Annotated in this window: 18 protein-coding genes; 1 reads left to right on the top strand and 17 read right to left on the bottom strand. The window is 38.8% G+C overall.

The genetic code is table 11. The features are described from left to right. Position 1 precedes the first annotated feature (1 nt). From IGJ24_RS06235 to IGJ24_RS06190, 10 genes are all read right to left on the bottom strand, one after another. Positions 2–1096 carry a prephenate dehydrogenase gene (locus IGJ24_RS06235; protein ID WP_289865553.1) on the bottom strand — a complete coding sequence of 365 codons (1095 nt, stop codon included), beginning with the start codon at positions 1094–1096 and terminating at the stop codon, positions 2–4. A gap of 33 nt (positions 1097–1129) precedes the next feature. After that, positions 1130–2296, bottom strand: coding sequence for a chorismate synthase (aroC, locus tag IGJ24_RS06230; RefSeq protein ID WP_002357582.1), 1167 nt, complete (start codon positions 2294–2296; stop codon positions 1130–1132). A 1-nt stretch (position 2297) separates the two neighbouring features. After that, entirely contained in the window at positions 2298–3374 is a 1077-nt protein-coding gene (gene aroB / locus IGJ24_RS06225; RefSeq protein WP_002369401.1) for a 3-dehydroquinate synthase, read from the bottom strand. A 22-nt stretch (positions 3375–3396) separates the two neighbouring features. Beyond that, positions 3397–4422 carry a 3-deoxy-7-phosphoheptulonate synthase gene (gene aroF / locus IGJ24_RS06220; protein ID WP_002363948.1) on the bottom strand — a complete coding sequence of 342 codons (1026 nt, stop codon included), beginning with the start codon at positions 4420–4422 and terminating at the stop codon, positions 3397–3399. A 36-nt stretch (positions 4423–4458) separates the two neighbouring features. After that, positions 4459–5325 (bottom strand): shikimate dehydrogenase, encoded by an 867-nt coding sequence (gene aroE / locus IGJ24_RS06215; RefSeq protein ID WP_002369402.1) that lies wholly within the window; start codon positions 5323–5325, stop codon positions 4459–4461. 488 nt (positions 5326–5813) lie between these two features. Beyond that, entirely contained in the window at positions 5814–6269 is a 456-nt protein-coding gene (locus tag IGJ24_RS06210) for a hypothetical protein (RefSeq protein WP_002357586.1), read from the bottom strand. Positions 6270–6358: 89 nt separating this feature from the next. Next, entirely contained in the window at positions 6359–6733 is a 375-nt protein-coding gene (locus IGJ24_RS06205; protein WP_010819991.1) for a thioesterase family protein, read from the bottom strand. Next, the gene (locus IGJ24_RS06200; protein WP_002365655.1) at positions 6733–7953 is read right to left on the bottom strand and encodes a CCA tRNA nucleotidyltransferase; all 1221 of its coding nucleotides are present in this window, start codon (positions 7951–7953) and stop codon (positions 6733–6735) included. Before IGJ24_RS06200 ends, IGJ24_RS06205 begins: the two co-directional genes overlap by 1 nt. After that, complete coding sequence (gene dapB / locus IGJ24_RS06195; protein ID WP_002357591.1) at positions 7950–8729, bottom strand: 4-hydroxy-tetrahydrodipicolinate reductase; 780 nt, start codon at positions 8727–8729, stop codon at positions 7950–7952. Before dapB ends, IGJ24_RS06200 begins: the two co-directional genes overlap by 4 nt. Continuing rightward, positions 8722–9072: a nucleotide pyrophosphohydrolase gene (locus IGJ24_RS06190; protein WP_002363944.1), complete on the bottom strand. Its 351-nt coding sequence runs from the start codon at positions 9070–9072 to the stop codon at positions 8722–8724. The genes dapB and IGJ24_RS06190 overlap by 8 nt, the downstream gene beginning before the upstream one ends. A 123-nt stretch (positions 9073–9195) precedes the next feature. Between IGJ24_RS06190 and IGJ24_RS06185 the strand changes: the two genes are divergently transcribed. Then, entirely contained in the window at positions 9196–10080 is an 885-nt protein-coding gene (locus IGJ24_RS06185; RefSeq protein WP_002357595.1) for a YitT family protein, read from the top strand. A gap of 37 nt (positions 10081–10117) precedes the next feature. Here IGJ24_RS06185 and IGJ24_RS06180 read toward each other — a convergent pair whose 3' ends face one another. From IGJ24_RS06180 to cmk, 7 genes are all read right to left on the bottom strand, one after another. Beyond that, entirely contained in the window at positions 10118–10657 is a 540-nt protein-coding gene (locus tag IGJ24_RS06180) for a ReoY family proteolytic degradation factor (RefSeq protein WP_002360333.1), read from the bottom strand. Positions 10658–10666: 9 nt separating this feature from the next. After that, positions 10667–11923 carry a tetratricopeptide repeat protein gene (locus IGJ24_RS06175; RefSeq protein ID WP_289865554.1) on the bottom strand — a complete coding sequence of 419 codons (1257 nt, stop codon included), beginning with the start codon at positions 11921–11923 and terminating at the stop codon, positions 10667–10669. A gap of 9 nt (positions 11924–11932) precedes the next feature. After that, positions 11933–12973: a hypothetical protein gene (locus IGJ24_RS06170; RefSeq protein WP_289865555.1), complete on the bottom strand. Its 1041-nt coding sequence runs from the start codon at positions 12971–12973 to the stop codon at positions 11933–11935. A gap of 306 nt (positions 12974–13279) precedes the next feature. Continuing rightward, complete coding sequence (locus IGJ24_RS06165) at positions 13280–13555, bottom strand: HU family DNA-binding protein (protein ID WP_002357604.1); 276 nt, start codon at positions 13553–13555, stop codon at positions 13280–13282. 247 nt (positions 13556–13802) lie between these two features. Next, positions 13803–15113, bottom strand: coding sequence for a ribosome biogenesis GTPase Der (gene der, locus IGJ24_RS06160; protein WP_002360340.1), 1311 nt, complete (start codon positions 15111–15113; stop codon positions 13803–13805). A 173-nt stretch (positions 15114–15286) separates the two neighbouring features. Then, a complete protein-coding gene (gene rpsA / locus IGJ24_RS06155) occupies positions 15287–16498 on the bottom strand; it encodes a 30S ribosomal protein S1 (RefSeq protein ID WP_002360341.1) in 1212 nt (403 codons plus the stop codon). A 113-nt stretch (positions 16499–16611) separates the two neighbouring features. Beyond that, positions 16612–17292, bottom strand: coding sequence for a (d)CMP kinase (gene cmk, locus IGJ24_RS06150; protein WP_002357612.1), 681 nt, complete (start codon positions 17290–17292; stop codon positions 16612–16614). Positions 17293–17464: the final 172 nt, after the last annotated feature.

Below are 17464 nucleotides of genomic sequence, written 5' to 3'. Positions count from 1 at the left end.
CTTATTTTTCGTAACACGTATAGTTCGTTTTTTTAGATAAAATTTGTTTTGCAGCTTGGCAGTCTGATTGATTTTTAAAAGACAATTGAAGAATCCCATAGATTTCTTCTCTCGTTTCTAAAATTTTAATATTTGTAAGAGAAAGGTCCGCTTCGCCTAAAATTTGTGTAATTTCAGCAATGATTCCTGGTTGATCTGGTACATCAACAAACAAATCATAGAAAGCTGGGATTGCGCCTTCTTTATGAATGGGCAACTGAGCACGTGTTTCTCTGGCCTTATCAAAAAAATTACGAATAGCTGGGGCGTTTTTTTCTGTTAACCATTGGCAAACAGTAGTCATCTCTTTTTGCCAATTTTCTAGTAAGTCCAATAATACTAAGCGATTGCTTAATAAAATATCCGTCCACATCGTTGCATCAGAGGAAGCAATTCGAGTAATATCTCTGAATCCTCCAGCCGCTAGCTGCTGCGCTCTAGGGTAAGTGGTATTCAGTTGCTGACTTTCGTTCACTAAAGCTGCGGCAACAATATGTGGCAAGTGACTTAGAGCACCAGTAATTTCATCATGTTCCTGTGCAGGCATCGTAATAAACTTCGCATGCGTTCCTTTTAGTAACGTTTGTAACTCCTGAATCTGTTTGTTTTTTTCGCCATGGTCATCGGTAAAAATATAGTAGGCATTTTCAAACAAACGTTCATCAGCGGCTGTTACGCCGGATTTATGTGAACCAGCCATTGGATGACCACCAATAAAATTTTTCATGTTAAGCTTTGTTGCTAACTGATTAATTTCCACCTTGGTACTACCCACATCTGTGATCAGAGCAGTTTCTAGTGATAATTGGTTTAATTCTTCTAGTTGTACTAAAGTTGCTTTAACTGGGGAACAAAGAAAAATAATCTCTGCTCGTCTTGCCCCACTTGTTAAAGATTCAGCTATCTCATCAATTAGACCCGTTTTCTTAGCAAATTCAGTTGCCTCCGCTTGATTATCGAAACCGATAATCTCACTGTTTGGATGCCCTTTTTTGATACACAAAGCCAGTGAACTCCCGATTAGCCCTAATCCTACGATTAAAATACGTTTCTTCATTTTTTCCCTCCATATACTTGCGACTTTCTTCCATTAAAAGTTTTGAGTATATAGGCGATAACGTTTCACTGCTTCTTTCATTTGTTCAAATGAGTCACTATCAAATTTTTCGAGCATTGCCTTCGCTACTTCCGTTGCAACAACGGCTTCACAAACAACGCTAGCGGCCGGTACCGCCGTGCTATCAGAGCGCTCAACGCTGGCCTTATAAGGCTCTTTTGTATCAATATTCACGCTTTGTAATGGTTTATAAAGGGTTGGAATAGGTTTCATGACACCACGAACGATGATTGGCATTCCGTTGGTCATTCCTCCTTCAAAACCGCCTAAATTGTTGGAAGTTCTGGTATAACCAGTACTTTCGTCCCAAACAATCTCGTCCATCACTTGACTACCAGGGCGTTGCGCCATTTCAAATCCAATGCCAAACTCAGCACCTTTAAAAGCATTGATGCTTACAACAGCTTGCGCAATTTTGGCATCTAGTTTACGATCCCATTGAACATAGCTACCTAAGCCAGCTGGAACGCCACCCACAAGTACTTCTACTACCCCACCAATTGTATCACCATTTTTCTTGGTTTGGTCAATTAGTTCTTTCATTTTTTCTTCTACGGAAGGATCTAATACGCGAACGGCAGATTGTTCAGATCGTTCTTGAATTTCACGAATCGTTAAATTTTCAGGAATCGTAGCTTCAATCCCGCCTAATACCGCGACATGCCCAGCGACTTGGATATCCAGTTCAGCTAAGAGTTTTTTAGCAACCGCACCAATCGCCACACGCATCGTTGTTTCTCGTGCCGAAGACCGTTCTAAAACATTCCGTAAATCATCATGTTGATATTTCATGCCACCGACTAAATCAGCATGTCCTGGACGTGGTTTGCTGACGCGGCGGATTTTCTTTTGTTTTTCAGGAACTGGCTCTACTGACATCACGGAGGTCCAATTTTTCCAGTCTTTGTTTTCGACAATCAACGTTACTGGTGAGCCAAGTGTTTTACCATGCCGAATACCCGAAGTAATACGTACTTGGTCTTTTTCAATTTTCATCCGTCCCCCACGACCGTAACCGCCTTGACGTCTTGCTAATTCTCGGTTAATCTCTTCGCTACTTAAAGGCAAGCCGGCTGGTAAGCCTTCAATAATAGCAGTTAATTCAGGTCCATGTGATTCGCCTGCTGTAATAAAGCGCATCTTAAATTCCTCCTTCTCTGTTTAAAAATGCTCGAATTTCTTCCGTTGGTAAAGAGACAATTTTCGCTTGACCAATTTTTTCTAAGACAATGATTTTAATCTGTCCCCCACGTGTTTTTTTATCATGTGTAATTGCTTGATAGAGACGTTCTTCTGGCCAACGATCTGTCGTTACTGGTAAATCGAACTTTTCTAGCATGGTGACCAACTCTTGGGTAGTCCCAAGTGGGGAAAGCCCTCGTTGTTCTGCGACTTGAGTTATTTGAATCATTCCTAAAGAAACGCCTTCACCGTGAGCAATCACCCCGTAACCAGCTGTATTTTCTAATGCGTGGCCAATCGTATGCCCAAAATTCAGAATCAAACGTAAGCCCAAATCTAATTCATCTTCTTCGACGACATCACGTTTAATCTTGCAACAGGCCGTGATAATTTCTTCTGCATGTGCCACTAAATCTTGTTCATTTTCCAAAGAGGATAAACGGTGCCACAATTCAACATCAGCGATAGCTGCTGATTTTACAATTTCTGCAATTCCTTCACGCACACGTCTAGGTTCTAATGTTTTAAGTGTATTAGGATCAATTAAAACCCCATCTGGTTGGGCAAAAGTACCGACAAGATTTTTGGCTTTTTTAGTGTTAACCGCTGTTTTACCTCCAATGCTACTATCTACTTGTGCCAGTAAGGTTGTTGGTACTTGCAAAAAGTGAATACCGCGCATATAGGTTGAAGCGACAAATCCAGCTAGATCTCCCACAACGCCTCCACCTAGAGCAATTAGACCATCACTTCGAGTCAATTGCTGTTCCGCTAAAAAATCATAAAGCAGCTGAGCTGTTTCGAGGCTCTTACTTTGTTCACCTGCCGCTACAGCAATCAATGATGTTTCAAAACCAGCAGCTTGCAGTTCTTTCTCAACAGCTGCGCCATATAATTTATTCACCGTTTCATCGGTAATAATCGCTACCCGTTGTGGCTGCCACAGGCTACGTACCCAAGTGCCAATTTTATCTAAGGCACCTGTTTCGATGGTTAAATCATATGAATGTGTAGGTAACGTTACGGTTAATTTCATGTCCTCTACTCCTCTGTCTTTACTAATCTTCTAAAGCATTAATTTCTTTCATTGCTTTTTCGATGATATGAACTTCTTTCATCATACGTAGGTAAGTTTTTTCATTCAAGGATTGTGGCCCATCTGACCACGCATTCGCTGGATCTGGGTGAATTTCTACAATCAAACCGTCCGCACCTGAAGCAACACCTGCTCGGGCCATTGGCGGTACTAAATCCCAGATACCAACACCATGACTCGGATCAACAATAATTGGAAAATGACTTAATTTTTTAATTAAAGGCACCGCACTTAAATCAAGTGTATTGCGCGTAGCAGTTTCGTACGTACGAATCCCACGTTCAATGAAGATCACATTGAAATTCCCTTGCGCAGCAATGTATTCAGCTGCGTTTAGCCATTCATCAATCGTGCCAGCAATCCCGCGTTTTAAGCCAATAGGTTTTCCAGTTTTACCAACCGCTTGTAATAACTTGAAATTTTGCATGTTGCGCGCACCGATTTGTAAAATGTCACTGTATTTTGCGACAAGTTCTAAATTCGCTTCATCCATCACTTCTGTAATGACTTGCATATCTAATTCATCAGCCGCTTGGCGAATGTATTTCAGTCCTTCTTCTTCTAGTCCTTGGAAAGCGTATGGCGACGTTCTAGGTTTGAATGCACCACCTCGTAAAATTGTTGCACCGCCAGCTTTAGCAATTCGCGCACATTCACGAATCTGATCTAAGCTTTCGATTGAACAAGGGCCCGCCATCATGGTCATACTGCCGTCACCGATTTTAACACCGTTCACATCAACCACTGTATTCTCTGGATGAAATAAACGACTCGTTAGTTTGTAAGACAACGAAATGCGGACACTTTTCTCCACGCCTTCTAATGCTGTTAACTCTGCTTCAACTAATTTTTCTGTATCACCAATCAAGCCTATCACTGTTTTTCCATTATCTTGACTTGTTTGAGTAGTTAAGCCTGCACCTGTTACTAAATCAATGACTTGTTTCATTTGCTTTTCGGTTGCATTTTCTTTCATAATTACGATCATTATATTCTCTCCTCATGCCTTTAAACGGCGCTCTTTTTATCTATTTTCAATTTTACGTTTTACGACTGATACAGGCATTTTTTGTCCTGTCCATTGTTCAAAAGCAGCAGCGCCTTGATAAAGTAGCATGTCCAAGCCGTTGCTTGTTTCTGCGCCACGTAAACGGGCTTCTTTTAATAACTGTGTTTCTCTGGGATTATAAATAGCATCATACACAAATAACTTCGGTTGAATCATTGCATAATTTTCTATAGGACTACTATGCGCATGTGGATGCATACCCACACTCGTTGCATTAACTAACAAGACGCTTTCAGCAACATCTTTTGCTAGTTTTTCAGTATCCGCTAAATCGTTTAAATGAATTACACAGTTGGTTCGTTCAGTGAAATTTGCCAGTTTTTTTTGACTGTCGTTAAACCCCGCGCTTTTCCTGTTGTAAACGGCGATTTCTTTCACGCCATCTAAAGCAGCTTGGGCAATGATTGATAAGGCTGCACCACCTGTTCCTAAGATGGTCATTTTATTCTGAAAAACGTCAACCTTTTTCTCTTTCAAACTCCACATAAAACCAGTACCATCCGTGCTGTCTCCGTAAAGTTTTCCATCTTTGTTGACAATCGTATTAATTGCGCCAACCAGTTGAGCGGTAGGACTTAGTTCATCCATATAACTTACAGCCGCCACTTTATTGGGCATTGATAAGTTGGCCCCTAACATGTGAAACGTTCGAATCGCTTCAATTGCTTGTGGCAATGTCTCTTGTCCAACGTCAAACGCCAGATACCGAGCATCAACTCCTAAATTTTGAAATGCTGTATTATGAATCAACGGTGAAATACTGTGTTGGCTGGGTTTCGCGAATAACCCAGCTAAACGAGTAGCTCCAGTTATTTCTTTCATCCTGTGTGCTCCTTTACGAATTTTTTTTAGTAAGTTTCTGAAATCCTAATTTTTGGACAAACAAAAAGGATATTCACAGTAAATTTTAAGAAAAATCTACAGTGAATACCCTACAAAAAAGCAATATAAAAGCCACTATAGATTTTCTTAAATCTACATGGCTGAAAGTCATCTTAAATTTCCCTAGCCATTATAGATACAAACGTTTGTTGTCTGTACCCATAATGTTATGAATACAAACCTATCTAAAATAGCTAAAGTAAAAGTTATTCAGTTGTGTATGGTTTTTCTTCGTTGTTGTCATAAGAATCACTCCAAAACTGATTTAATTAAGAATTGTTAACAGTATACCGCTAGAAAAAACATGTGTCAACACTTATTCGCTTATTTTTTTGACTATTCCATTAAAACCAATGTTATTTTATTCGTAAAAAGACTGAAAAAAGCCACAGGAACCAGTCATTTCACTGATTCCTGTGGAGCAAAAATTATTTTAATTCTTCAGCGTATACATCATCAACTGTTTGTGTTGGATCGATAACAATGTATAAGTTTTTAGTTTTTTCGCTGACTTTTGTAGATTGATAGATGTTATCCAAGCCCTCATCTGTTTTATCTTTGTAAGGGAAATAAACTAAATCTGGTGTGCCATTTTTGTAAAGAATTTCCATACGTTCGATATCTTCATATTTTAAAGCACGAGAGAACATCCCTAATTCTAAGCCACCTAAGTTAATATCGTGGGTTTGAACATGATCTCCTTCTTGGAAAATTTCAATTTTGAACCCTTCACATGGATGAATTTCAACAAATTCACTACCATGGATACGGCCAAAACTTGTTGTAATATGTTTGATCCATAAATCACCAATAAAACGACGATCAATCGTCCAAGTTTCACCATTTCTGAAATAAAATTTAAGTCCTGTCATTTCTCTAGCCATAGCACAAATCTCCTTACTTAAAAATAATTTCTTACATTATTAGTTTACCATACTTTTGATAAACGGTCACAAACTTTCGCTGTAGATTCTTAATCTTTTGTTATTCTTTTTAAAAAAGAATCAGTCTCAACTACTGCACGTTGGTGAAAACCTTTGGCAATTTGTCGTTCTCCTTCATAAGCAACAAATTCATAGCGTATTTTGTGTGCAGACTGTTCAATGTTGGTCATCGTAACAACGATTGTCGACCCTACCGCGGATGGATATAAGTGACGCAATTCTAACACCGTTCCGACAGTTGTTTCCCCAACTGATAATTGGTCCTTCACAGCTTCTTTGGCTGTTTGTTCAATCATGGCAGCTAAAGCAGGGGTTCCTAAAACTTCTAAGTCACCAGAACCGAGCATTTTAGCCGTTTGTGATTCTTTCACCAAAAATTCTTTTGTAAACATTTCTGTTGGCATTATGCTTTCTCTCCTTTTGAACGTTGTTTTTTGGCAAACGAAAGCAGAACTTCTTGTTTATTCTCTAAGCTACCTTCAACAACGTGTTGCTCGATTTCAGCAATCAGTTCCCCTAACCATTTGCCTGGTGTTTCTTCTAAGACCGCTAAAAGGTCTTTTCCTGTTATGGCCAATTCATGTCTTTGATGGATGGGTAATGCCTTAACTAACTCTTTTGTTACTTGTACTTGACTCTCTTGTTGGTAATAATATAAAAGCCTTTCAACAAGTACTGCTGATTCTTCGCCTAATTCATAAAGCATCATTGGCTGCCAGTCGTTACTCAAGCGAAAACGCAAACCGCGTACTAATTGTGAAACGTTTTGAATTAATTGATTTGAAAGTTTCCAAGCCTTTAAGAAGGAGCGAATTTCTGCTTCTGGTAAATTCAATGATTGGATAAGTAACGTCCACGCTTCTGCTTCTGTTTCAATTTGACGAGCAGGCAAGTCCATTAAACGAAAAAGTCCAGCCCCTTGTTCTCGTAATTTTGGACAGTATTGATAGCATTCTGTTTCAATAAACGGAGCTAAGCCACCTTGTCGATTAACCCCTAAAAGCATTTTTACAAATTCAATCGTAATGCGTTCTACTGAAATTTTTTCTAATAAAGGATGAAATTCAGCGATAGCGGCTAAGGTTTTTTCTTCAATTTTAAAATCTAATTGGCTAGCAAAGCGTAAGCCCCGCATCATCCGCAGAGCATCTTCATGAAACCGCTCATGGGGATTGCCGACTGCACGAATGGTTTGATTAGTTAAATCTTCGATACCATCAAATAAATCAATGATTTCGCCTGTGCTGTCGAGCGCCAAGGCATTAATCGTAAAATCTCGCCGTTTTAAATCTTCTTTCAAGGAGCGAACAAAGGTGACTTCATCTGGTCGACGAAAGTCTTGATAAGTTGACTCGGTACGAAAGGTTGTTACTTCATACTGTTGGTCTTCCATCAATACAAGGACTGTGCCATGTTCGATGCCCACATCAACGGTTCGTTTAAAAATTTGCTTGATTTCTTCTGGATAGGCACTTGTCGCAATATCGACATCATGGATTGGTTTATTTAATAAAGCATCACGGACACTGCCCCCGACAAAATACGCTTCAAAGCCCTGTGCATTGATTTCGCGAATAACGGGAGCGGCTTCTTTAAATTCGTTTGGAATAGTTGTCAATTTCATAGCATCTGTTCCAATCCGTAAAGTAGTTCTGTTCTCTGTACCACTTGCCGACAAGCTAACGCCACTCCTGTCATGAATGAACGCCGATCATAAGAATCATGCCGAATAGTGAGCCCTTCACCTACACTGCCAAATTGGACTTGTTGGTGTGCCACTAAACCAGGTAAGCGGACACTATGGATTCGCAGACCCTCGAAATCAGCCCCGCGTGCCCCTGGTATTGATTCTACCTCTTGCGGATTCCCTTGTTTTTTTGCTGGCCGAACTTCTTGAATCATTTCTGCAGTTTTTATAGCCGTTCCACTCGGTGCATCCAATTTGTTATCATGATGTAATTCAATGATTTCCACATCTGGAAAATACTGCGCCGCTTTTTGGGCAAATTGCATCATTAAAACTGCCCCAATTGCAAAGTTTGGCGCAATTAAGCCGCCGATGGCTTTTTCTCGAGATAGGTTTGTCAATTCGTTGATTTGTTCTTCCGTAAAGCCTGTAGTCCCAACAACAGGCGCCATACCGTGTTCCAACGCAAAACGCGTATTTGGATAGGCGGCTTCAGGAACCGTAAAATCAATCCAAACATCTGGTTTGACAGCTAGGACTTCTTCTAAGCGCTGAAAAACGGGAATTGCTGTTTCATCATTGAAAGAAACAGTTTCTTGTGCTTCATGAGGATCATACACACCTACTAATTCAAAGTCTGCGGTTTCTAAGACCATTTGTGTAGCAGTACTGCCCATCCGTCCTTTAAACCCAGCGACAATTATTTTAATCATGTGTTTTCCCATCCTTTCTTTCAAAGCGATAGCGATCCCGCTTGTTAAATTTGGCCATATTTTCTTCAAAAACTTCGGTTAAATCAATCTCTAAAGAATTTGCCATGCTAATCAATACAAAAAAGACATCTCCAAGTTCCTCTGATACTGTCTTTGGTTTTTCGTCTGCTTTTTTCTGTTTTTCACCATAATAATGATTGACTTCACGGGCTAATTCTCCGACCTCTTCCGTCAAACGAGCCATTTGTCCTAATGGTGAAAAATAGCCTGTTTTAAACTGTTGAATATAATCATCAACTTCTGTTTGCATCGATTGCAAACTACGTTGTTCTGATTCTGACATTTTACCCCAACCTTTCTTACTCTACCTCCTACATCTTATCAAAAACTTGGCTATCTGGAAAGGTTCTACTTGTTGTTTTATATAGAGAATGATACAGTTTATACTGTAAAAGGACGTGATTAAATGGAAGAACAAAGATTTTATTTTAAAGATGTGTTATTTATTGTATTAGGAAGCTGTATCTATGCCTTTGGTTTGGTTACTTTCAATATTGCCAATGACCTGGCCGAAGGTGGTGTCACGGGGATTACTTTGATTTTAAGAGCCTTATTTCATTTTAACCCAGCATATACAACATTATTAATCAATATTCCGCTCTTATTAATTGGTGGTAAAATTTTAGGCAAACGTTCCCTCTATTATACGCTAATTGGTACCGTGTCGTTATCGGTATTTTTGTGGTTTTGGCAAAAATTTCCTGTTGAAATTAATTTAGATCATGATTTATTGATTGCTGCTCTCTTAGCTGGTTTGGCCGCAGGATTCGGTAGTGGCCTTGTTTACCGCGTAGGCGGAACCACTGGTGGGACCGACGTCATTGCCCGCATTTTCGAAAAATACTTTGGGATTAGCATGGGCCGCTCGTTGTTACTTTTTGATGTTGCAGTCTTACTCCTCTCGTTGACCTATATTGATGTCAAACGAATGATGTATACTTTAATTGTGTCCTTTGTTTTCAGTCGTGTTGTTGATTCTGTACTCGATGGAGCCTATGCTGCGAAAGGAATTTTAATTGTTTCCAATCATTCCGAAGAAATCGGTCAAAGTTTAATGGCTTCTTTAGAACGTGGGGTAACATATTTAAATGGTGAAGGTGCTTATTCACAAGTGGAAAAACGGGTTCTCTACACGGTAGTCAGTCCTCGAGAAATAATGGAAGTCAAACGGATTGCTAATGAAATAGATGAAAAAGCCTTTGTGTCCATCATTAACGTACATGAAGCAATTGGCGAAGGCTTTACTTATGCAAAACCCAGCAAACAACGGCGCTTTAAATTAAAACAATAAATAAAACCCAGCATTTTCAATAAATGCTGGGTTTTATTTATTGTTGCTTCAAACGATTTAATTCATCGGATAATTCTAAAAACGCTTCTTTGTTGCCTGTTTCTAAAGCATCATCAATTTGAGCTTTAAGTAATGCCATTCGTTGCGTTTGTTCTTCTTGCTTAAAGTATTGATCAATCGCTCTGGCAACTTCCTGATCCACTTGTTCATTCCATGGCGCAAACGGATTGTCTTCTAAAACAGATAAATACTGGCTCGTTTGCCAAGCCTCTGGAAATACACATTCTAAATAAAGAGCTTTCCGCCAATTCATCCGAATCTCGTGAAAAATTTGTTCCGGATCTGTAAATTCTTGTGCTTGGATAAAAAGCAATAACGGCTCCTTACCTAAACCATCCGCTACCACACGAATCCCCCGATCGGTTTTCTCTACGTTCTCAACAAAATGAACATTATTTAAAATCGCATCGTGCGTTAATAAGTAATTTAAAATCCACAGTACTTCTCTTCTTCCAAAAGGCACGGTATTCACTAACCAAGTTAAAAATTTTTTCTTTTCTGATAAACTAACAAACATCGTCGTTTCCTATCTTTCTTCCATATCTACTAGCACAGATTGCATGTCGACATCACCAGGTTCATGTTCCAAATAATGGTGCAACAAGTGTTTTGCTTTTTCAAGTTCGCCTTCTTCTCGTAAGAACAATGCGTATTCTTTTAGAAATTCTGGTTCGTGAGACAATTCTTGCGCTGCTTGTTCGTAATGAACTTTAGCGACGGCAAAGTCTTCTAATTCGTTGTATGCTTTTGCTAAGTTCCATTCAGCATAAGGATGATCCGTTTCCTCTAAATCATTTAAGATAGTAATTACTTCCTCAAAACGCTCTTCCGTGATGTAGAGATTACTTAAGGTCAAACGACTTTCATCTGTTTTCTCACCTAATTCCAAAGCTTTTAACAACCAGTTTTCAGCACCAGCAATATCGTGTAAGCGATAGGCATTTTCAGAGGCAAATTGGTATAACTCTACTTGGAAGGGATTTTCCGCAATTCCTTCTTCGATCACCGCTTTTGCTTCCTCTAATTGCTCTTCTTCTTGGAGTGCTTCCGCTAAATATAGATAAAGTGATTGATAATGTGGGTTTAGTGTTTTTAATTGCTGGAACAACGCAATGGCTTTTTGATTCTCATGTAACTGTAAATAAGTGAAAGCTAACTGGAATAAACGATCGTCTGTTTGTTCTTCTTTGACCGCGGCTTCCAAATAAGGAACTGCTTCTTCAAAATCACCTAACATGCTGTAACTACTTCCTAAGCGTTCATTCAAGGAAATAGCAGAGATTTGTGCTGTCCCGCTTTCTACAATGCTTTGATAACGAGTAATAGCCTCGACAAATTGACCATTTGTAAAATATAGTTCTCCCAAAGCAAATTGAATTAACGGCTCTTCTGGCATAAGATTGGCTGCTTCTTTTAATTTCGCTTCACTGACTTCTGGAATCCCTAAAACTTGGTACAAATCCGCAGTAACTAAGAGGCTTTGGACATAACTGTCACTAGTTTCTGGAATTTTTTCTAAATAGATGAATGCGTCATCTATTTCATTATTTTCAATGGCGATTTCTGCTAATGGAATGTTTAAGCCATCTGCATCGGGAAATTGCTCCAATAATTGTTGGAAAATTTGTTTGGCTTCTTCTAGAAAACCTAAAGATAATAACGTTTCCCCTAAATCAGCTAAGGTATTTTCATCATCTTTCTTTAATGCTTCTTCAAACATCAACTGTGCTTCTGCTAAATTTTCAGCTTGTAATGCTTGAACCATTTTTTCACTATATGACATAATTTCCCCTCAAATCTCTTTTAAAATTTCTTGGTATCTTTCAATCGTTGTTAACAGTTGATCGGGCGTTGGCTTTAAAGCTACTCCTAGTTGACCGATTTTTTCCAACACCATAGGAGGACCTAGTGTTTCTGTGTGAGCCAAGACTTGTTCTGCGTAATCAGCACTTAAAATTTCTTTTGGAAACGCCACCGGAAAACCTAAGCGAATAAACCAAACGATAAAATTTTTAAATTGAAAGTCAAAGTGATTGACTTGCCGGCTCCATAAAACTTGTAACAATAATCCCAATAATCGTTTCATAGGACCTGATAACAAATGGCCATTTTCGGTTGTAGCAAAGGCCGCTTCAAAAACTCGTCCAAATTGATCCACTTTTTCCCCTGCTTGTTCATAAAAGGATAACAACTCGTCTAAAATACCATTAAATGACGTTTGATTCAACCGTTTTTTATCTGGATACGTTTGGTATAGCATTTGTAAATAAGCATAATCACAGACAAGACCCGCTCGAATAAAAACGAGCAAATCAATTAAAGGAGCGGCACCTTTTTTATTGGTCAAGGTACTATCAAACAAAATTTCTTCTGAATGATTTTCTATATGCATAGTTGCATGCTGTGCTTGCTGAATTGTGACACTTGGTAAAAGTCCTTGGCGTAATGCTTGAACAGACACAGGCATCAGCCAACATTTGGAGGAACACTTACTTACTTGGTGCAAAAATGCGGTTAATTGTAGTACCCCTTCATTACCCAAACCAATCAATAAAACATCCTGATTTTCTGGCCAATCAGCTAAGAAACGTAACACACTTTCTAATTCTGATAAGTCATTGCAATGAACATCATTGCGACAAATATACCAGTTTAATCCCAACTGTTCCCCAAAGGCATAATTAATCTTCTCCGAAAAAAGATCATAGTAACGCTGATTCGACAAAACAACGATTGACTCCGTCGTTACTGGTCGTTTTTTTAGGACGGAAGCAAATGTTTCTCCATAAATAATAGCGACCTTGTTTTCCCCTCTAGAATAGTTGTATTTCATTGATTCACCACCTTAAGACTGTTTCCTCTTCCTTCACCCCAAGTCTAGCATAACCACTAAAAAACAGCTACTGGCAACAACTTATTTTTGTCCTTCATTCATAAATCTTTCTCTTTTTATCAAAAAAGCAAGGAGCGAGTGTCGAACCGTTCCCGCTTGATTCTCGGAGCGAAGCACGTTTTTCTCACCCAAGGTTCGTTACAATTTAGCCTTTTAGCTTGCTGTTTCGACCACCTCTTAAAATAACATTTTTTATGTATGATTCAAAAAAGAACCCTTGGAAACCAAGGGTTCTAATTGTCTGTCTTATTTCACTGCATCTTTCAATGCTTTACCTGGTTTGAATGCAGGTACTTTGCTTGCAGCGATTTGAATTTCTTGTCCAGTTTGTGGGTTACGTCCTTTACGAGCTGCGCGTTCGCGAACTTCAAAGTTACCAAAACCGATTAATTGAACTTTTTCACCTTTAGCAAGAGTTTCTTGAATTGTTGAAAAGACAGCGTCTACTGCTGCAGTAGCATCTTTTTTAGTTAAACCAGTTGAAGATGCAACGTTTTCGATTAATTCTGCTTTATTTGCCATGGATCATTTCACCTCCTCTATAAGAGATACGATGTTTTTACACACCTAAAGTTCCGTCTATTTTTGAGTGGTCCAAAAACAGACAGCAAATATTGATCTGGTTCAATATTCTGTTAACAAGATAGCATAAGAAAGTTGTAATAGCAAGGTTTTTAGTGTATTTTAACCAGTTTTTTCAAAAAATAATCATTTTTTCTCAAAGTTGATAAATTTATTTGAATATCTAAAAAAAGTATGGTAGAATGCACTATTTTCGGCGTCGCGGAATGATTTTAATCGGCGTGCCCTCAAACGTAAATGCTTTTCTGATTTGATTTTCTAAAAACCGGGCATAAGAAAAGTGCATTAGTTCTTCTTCGTTGACAAAAATAACAAATGTAGGTGGTTTGACTGCCACTTGTGTTGCATAAAAAATCTTCAAACGTTTTCCTTTATCAGTTGGTGTCGGATTAATTGCTACAGCATCCATTATAACGTCATTTAACAACGCTGAAGGAATCCGTAAGTTTTGATTCATACTTACTGTTTCAATTAGTTCAGGCAGTTTGTTTAAACGTTGTTTGGTTAATGCAGACACAAAAATAATGGGTGCATAATCTAAATATTGGAATTCATCACGAATTTCCGCTTCAAAATCACGCATTGTATTTGTATCTTTTTTGACTGTATCCCATTTGTTGACCACGATAATAATACCGCGACCTGCTTCATGGGCATAGCCCGCCACACGCTTGTCTTGCTCACGAATACCTTCTTCTGCATTCAAGACCATTAAAACAATGTCTGAGCGTTCAATCGCCCGCATTGCGCGCATGACGCTATATTTTTCAGTTGATTCGTATACTTTCCCACGTTTACGCATACCAGCTGTATCAATCATTAAGAACTTTTGACCTTCTTCAGATTCAAAATACGTATCGATTGCATCTCGCGTTGTTCCTTCAATATCTGAAACAATCACACGATCCTCACCAAGAATAGCATTAATCAATGATGATTTACCGACATTTGGACGCCCGATTAAACTAAATTTAATTGTATCTTCGTCCTCTTCTTCTGAAGTGTTAGGAAAATGTTTAACTGCTTCGTCTAACACATCGCCAATGCCTAACCCGTGACTACCAGAAACTGGGAAAGGATCCCCTAGTCCTAAAGCATAAAATTCATAAATATCATTACGCATTTCAGGATTGTCAACTTTATTAACAGCTAAGATCACTGGTTTATTACTACGATATAAAATTTTTGCTACTAACTCATCTGCATCAGTAATTCCTTCACGGCCACTAGCAACAAAGATAATCACATCTGCTTCATCAATCGCAATTTCTGCTTGGTGTTTGATTTGGTCCATAAATGGTTCGTCACCTAAATCAATCCCACCTGTATCAATAATACTAAATTCACGCCCTAACCATTCTCCAGTTGTATAAATACGGTCGCGTGTTACGCCAGGAGTATCTTCTACAATCGAGATACGCTCACCGGCAATGCGGTTAAAAATAGTCGATTTACCGACATTCGGTCTACCGACAATCGCAATAGTTGGATTTGCCATTTGATTCCCTCCTTGAGAATTTCAATCCTTACTAGTTTACCTAATCAAACCTTAAAGTGCAAGAAAAGTTTTAGTTTCTGCTGATTTTCTAACCAATTCAAGAAAAAATGAGTTTGACATAGCCGATCTGTTTACGGCTATGTCAAACTCATAAATTTCAAGAAAGTAACGTGTTATTCCTCTTCTTTCGCATCAGATAAAGCGTCACCTAAAATATCGCCCATGGTAAAACCAGTATTTTCTTCAGGCAATTCATATTCCTGTTCTTCTTTTGGTTCTTCTTGAGACTCAGGTTTTGGTTCTAACGCTTTGATACTTAAAGCAATACGATGTTCCTCTGGATTAACTTCTAAAACTTTCACTTGTACTTGATCCCCTTCATGAAGGACTTCATGAGGCGTTGCAATATGCTTGTGAGAAATTTGAGAAATATGCACTAATCCTTCCACACCAGGGAAAACTTCCACAAAGGCACCGAAGCTTGTTAGGCGTTTTACTGTGCCATCTAAAACAGTCCCAGCGGCTGCTTTTGTTTCGATATCTGTCCATGGTCCAGGCAATGTTTCTTTAATAGATAAAGAAATACGTCCTTCTTCTGGATTAATTGAAAGAATTTTTACTTGAACGTCTTCGCCAACAGTTAACGCATCACTTGGTTTGCCCACATGCTGATGAGCAATTTCAGAAACATGAACTAAACCATCCACGCCACCTAAATCAATGAATGCGCCGAAATCTGTTAAACGAGCTACTTTCCCTTCAACAACGTCTCCGTCATGTAAAGAAGAAAGTAATTCTTCTTTTTTCGATTCTTTTTCAGCTTCAACAACTGCTTTATGTGAAAGAATTAAGCGGTTTTCTGAAGGTTCGATTTCAATAATTTTAAATGCTAGTGTTTGACCTTTATATTCAGAAAAATCTGCAACAAAATGATCTTCAACCATTGAGGCAGGAACAAATCCGCGAACACCGACATCAACAACCAAACCACCTTTAACAACATTTGTAACAGGTGCTTCGATTACTTTGCCCGCTTGGAAATCTTGTTCAATTTCTTCCCAAACTTTTTTAGCATCTAAACGGCGTTTTGACAGTAAATAACTGCCGTTTTCTTTATCTTTGCCAATTGATGTGATAACAACTAAATCTAACACATCACCGACTTTCACAAGTTCGTGTACATCTTCAACTGGTAAAGTCGATAATTCCTTTGCAGGAACAACGCCTTCAACGCCCGCTCCTTCAATGCCGACAACAACTTGTTTGTCTTCAATGGCTAAAACTTCGCCTTTAACAATATCGCCAACACTGACTTCTTGAACGCTGTTCATTGCATCTTCCATTGTTTCGTTGTTTGCTACTTGTTTGTCTTCAAAATCTGTCATGCCTCTTATCCTCCTATGCCAACAAAAATTCCAAAACTTAGCTATATATACTTACATAGTACGAGATTTTTGTAAAAAAATAAAGCGATTTCTTCTATTTTTCTTAAAATTCTTTAAAAAAGTTCAAAACCTTTTTGTTTAATCACATTTTGTATGGCGGCGACGACTTCTTCAATCGTCAACCCTGTTGTATCGATTTTCACAGCATCACTTGCTTGGACAAGGGGTGATACTTCTCTGGTTGAATCTAAATAATCCCGACGTTCAATCTCCGCCTTCAAGGTTTCAAAATCCGTCTCAATCCCTTTTTCTTGATTTTCTTTAAAACGACGTTCTGCACGTTCTTCAACGCTAGCCACCAAGAATATCTTTACTTCGGCCTTTGGTAAAACTGCAGTACCAATATCTCGACCATCCATGACAACTCCGCCGGCTTGACCAATTTTCTGTTGTAACGCCACCATTTCTTCTCTAACTTTTGCATGTTTTGAAACAGCTGAAACAGCATTCGTTACATCTGGCTGGCGAATCGCTTCGGTCACTTCATGACCGTCGATAAAAACACGTTGGCCATTCTCTGCTTGCTGAAAAGAAATAGTGTGGTTGACACAAAGCGCTACTAATGGTTCTTCCGCTTGAATGTCGATTTGATTTTGCAAGGCCAGATACGTAATCGCTCGGTACATGGCCCCCGTGTCACAATACACATAATTCAATTGTTTTGCTAAAATTTTTGCAACTGTACTTTTGCCTGACGAAGCTGGTCCGTCAATAGCAATACTGATTTTCCCCATGAAAAAACTCCTTAACTGATATGCATCCTTTAAAATGCGCTTCTTCTTTTATATTAAAATCAGAAGAAAAGAACTTGGATTTAAACTGATGACGAGTTTCTAACGAAAAAGCAATAAGCCGAAATCCCTCGAAAGACGCAAAACATCTTTCGGAAATTTCTGCTTATTGGCA

Source organism: Enterococcus sp. DIV0546, from assembly GCF_051712785.1.
GTDB classification, from domain to species: domain Bacteria; phylum Bacillota; class Bacilli; order Lactobacillales; family Enterococcaceae; genus Enterococcus; species Enterococcus faecalis.
This window is presented reverse-complemented; position numbering and strand designations above follow the sequence as displayed.

Bases quoted from the DNA above. Each gene is read 5' to 3' on its own strand.
- IGJ24_RS06235 (WP_289865553.1), bottom strand. From the start codon at position 1,096: ATGAAGAAACGTATTTTAATCGTAGGATTAGGGCTAATCGGGAGTTCA.
- aroC (WP_002357582.1), bottom strand. From the start codon at position 2,296: ATGCGCTTTATTACAGCAGGCGAATCACATGGACCTGAATTAACTGCT.
- aroB (WP_002369401.1), bottom strand. From the start codon at position 3,374: ATGAAATTAACCGTAACGTTACCTACACATTCATATGATTTAACCATC.
- aroF (WP_002363948.1), bottom strand. From the start codon at position 4,422: ATGATCGTAATTATGAAAGAAAATGCAACCGAAAAGCAAATGAAACAA.
- aroE (WP_002369402.1), bottom strand. From the start codon at position 5,325: ATGAAAGAAATAACTGGAGCTACTCGTTTAGCTGGGTTATTCGCGAAA.
- IGJ24_RS06210 (WP_002357586.1), bottom strand. From the start codon at position 6,269: ATGGCTAGAGAAATGACAGGACTTAAATTTTATTTCAGAAATGGTGAA.
- IGJ24_RS06205 (WP_010819991.1), bottom strand. From the start codon at position 6,733: ATGCCAACAGAAATGTTTACAAAAGAATTTTTGGTGAAAGAATCACAA.
- IGJ24_RS06200 (WP_002365655.1), bottom strand. From the start codon at position 7,953: ATGAAATTGACAACTATTCCAAACGAATTTAAAGAAGCCGCTCCCGTT.
- dapB (WP_002357591.1), bottom strand. From the start codon at position 8,729: ATGATTAAAATAATTGTCGCTGGGTTTAAAGGACGGATGGGCAGTACT.
- IGJ24_RS06190 (WP_002363944.1), bottom strand. From the start codon at position 9,072: ATGTCAGAATCAGAACAACGTAGTTTGCAATCGATGCAAACAGAAGTT.
- IGJ24_RS06185 (WP_002357595.1), top strand. From the start codon at position 9,196: ATGGAAGAACAAAGATTTTATTTTAAAGATGTGTTATTTATTGTATTA.
- IGJ24_RS06180 (WP_002360333.1), bottom strand. From the start codon at position 10,657: ATGTTTGTTAGTTTATCAGAAAAGAAAAAATTTTTAACTTGGTTAGTG.
- IGJ24_RS06175 (WP_289865554.1), bottom strand. From the start codon at position 11,923: ATGTCATATAGTGAAAAAATGGTTCAAGCATTACAAGCTGAAAATTTA.
- IGJ24_RS06170 (WP_289865555.1), bottom strand. From the start codon at position 12,973: ATGAAATACAACTATTCTAGAGGGGAAAACAAGGTCGCTATTATTTAT.
- IGJ24_RS06165 (WP_002357604.1), bottom strand. From the start codon at position 13,555: ATGGCAAATAAAGCAGAATTAATCGAAAACGTTGCATCTTCAACTGGT.
- der (WP_002360340.1), bottom strand. From the start codon at position 15,113: ATGGCAAATCCAACTATTGCGATTGTCGGTAGACCGAATGTCGGTAAA.
- rpsA (WP_002360341.1), bottom strand. From the start codon at position 16,498: ATGACAGATTTTGAAGACAAACAAGTAGCAAACAACGAAACAATGGAA.
- cmk (WP_002357612.1), bottom strand. From the start codon at position 17,292: ATGGGGAAAATCAGTATTGCTATTGACGGACCAGCTTCGTCAGGCAAA.